Consider the following 2,405-nt stretch of genomic DNA (forward strand, 5'->3'; position numbering starts at 1 on the left):
GTGTCGTGGGAGGTGCTGGAGCGGGCCGGTATCGATCCGACCTCGCTGCGCGGGAGCCGGACCGGAGTCTTCGCCGGAGCCATGTACCACGACTATTCCGAGGCCGTCGCCGCGGGCAGCCTGGTCTCGGGCCGCGTGTCCTACGCCCTTGGCCTCGAAGGCCCCTCTGTGACGGTGGATACGGCGTGCTCGTCGTCGTTGGTGGCATTGCATTCCGCCGTCCAGGCCCTGCAATCCGGAGAATGCTCCCTGGCCTTGGCAGGCGGCGTGGCCGTCATGTCGACGCCCATCGCCTTCGTTCAGTTCTCGCAGCAGCGTGGTCTTGCTACGGATGGTCGGTGCAAGTCGTTCGCGGCCGGTGCGGACGGGACGGCGTGGGCCGAGGGCGTTGGGCTGTTGTTGCTGGAGCGGTTGTCGGATGCTCGGGCGAACGGTCACCAGGTGCTCGCGGTGGTGCGGGGCACCGCGGTGAATCAGGACGGTGCGTCGAACGGCATCACGGCGCCGAATGGTCCGTCGCAGCAGCGTGTGATCCGGCAGGCGCTCGCCAATGCTCGCCTGACGGGCACGGACATCGACGCGGTGGAGGCGCACGGTACGGGTACGTCGCTGGGTGACCCGATCGAGGCGCAGGCGTTGCTGGCGACGTACGGGCAGGAGCGTGCGGCGGATCGTCCGCTGTGGTTGGGGTCGTTGAAGTCGAACATCGGGCATGCGCAGGCTGCGGCGGGTGTGGCCGGGATCATCAAGATGGTCGAGGCGATGCGGCACGGTGTGCTGCCGAAGACCCTGCACGTCGATGCGCCGTCGCCGAAGGTGGATTGGTCGGCGGGTGCGGTGGAGCTGCTGACGGAGTCGCGTGAGTGGCCGGAGGTGGATCGGCCGAGGCGTGCGGCGGTGTCTTCGTTCGGTATCAGCGGGACGAACGCGCACGTGATCCTTGAGGCCGCCGTCGAGGAGGACGTTGCCGAGCGTGTGGTGTCCGGTGGGGCGGTGCCGCTGGTGCTGTCGGGCAAGTCGCCGGAGAGCTTGCAGAAGCAGGCGGAGCGATTGGCTGCCCATCTGGAGGCGGACGACGCCCTGAGCCTGGTGGACGTGGCGTATTCGTTGGCGGTGTCGCGGGCGCACTTTGATCACCGTGCGGTGGTGGTGGCGGACTCCGCCGATGCGGCGCGGGGTGCGCTGGCCACGGTGCGCGGTGAGGCGGCGGCTTCCGGTCGGCTGGGCATCGCCTTCACGGGTCAGGGGTCGCAGCGGATCGGTATGGGGCGTGAGCTGTACGCGGCGTACCCGGTGTTCACGGAGGCGTTCGACCAGGTGTGCGCTGCGGTGGACGTTGTCCTCGGTCGGTCGTTGAAGGAGGTCGTCTTCGGCGAGTCCGAGCTGCTGGACCAGACAGGATTCGCCCAGCCTGCTCTGTTCGCGGTGGAGGTGGCGCTGTTCCGGCTGGTGGAGTCGTGGGGTGTGCGGCCTGACTTTGTCGCGGGGCATTCGATTGGCGAGGTTGTGGCCGCGTATGTGGCGGGTGTGTGGTCGTTGGAGGATGCGGCGGCTTTGGTGGTGGCTCGGGGCCGCCTGATGCAGGCGCTTCCCGAGGGCGGTGTGATGGTGGCGGTCGAGGCCACCGAGGACGAGGTTGCCCCGCTGTTGACCGAGGGCGTGAGCATCGCAGCGATCAATGGGCCGACGTCGCTGGTGCTGTCCGGCGTCGAGGATGCGGTCATGGCGGTGGCCGGACGCTTTGAGGGGCGCCGGACCAAGCGGCTGCGGGTGTCGCACGCCTTCCACTCGCCGCTGATGGACGGGATGTTGGATGACTTCCGCCAGGTCGCGGCCGGTCTGTCGTACAACCCGCCGAGCCTTCCGGTGGTGTCGAACCTGACCGGCGAGGTGGCCGACCCCGAGCGTCTGTGCTCGCCGGAGTACTGGGTCGAGCACGTCCGTGGGACGGTCCGCTTCGCCGACGGCGTGGAGGTCCTGCGGAAGCAGGGAGTGGCCACCTTCCTGGAGCTGGGCCCCGACGGCGTCTTGACCGCGATGGTGGGGCAGGACGGCGTACCGACCCTGCGCCGTGATGTCGCCGACGAGGCTCGTGCGCTGCTGACTGCCGTCGGGCGGCTCCATGCGCGTGGTGTCGAGGTGGATTGGGAGCAGGTGTTCGCGGGGACGGGTGCGCGTCGTGTCGACCTGCCGACGTACGCCTTCCAGCGGCAGCGCTACTGGCTCATCCCGGACGAATCTGCGGGCGACCTCGCCCTGTCGGTAGGCCATCCATTGCTCAGCTCCGTCGTGAGTGTTCCCGACTCCGGGGGTGTGGTGTGCAGTGGTCGGTTGTCGTTGGCTGTTCAGCCGTGGCTGGCTGATCACGCGGTGTCGGGTGTGGTGCTGCTGCCGGGTGCGGCGCT

At 68.9% G+C, this 2,405-nt stretch carries 1 protein-coding gene; it reads left to right on the forward strand.

The features are described 5' to 3' along the window. A partial coding sequence (locus ACH4TL_RS45770; protein WP_398425552.1) for a type I polyketide synthase occupies positions 1 to 2,405 on the forward strand: 2,405 nt, incomplete at both ends.

Origin of the sequence: Streptomyces sp. NPDC021115 (assembly GCF_044333065.1) — a bacterium.
GTDB lineage: Bacteria > Actinomycetota > Actinomycetes > Streptomycetales > Streptomycetaceae > Streptomyces.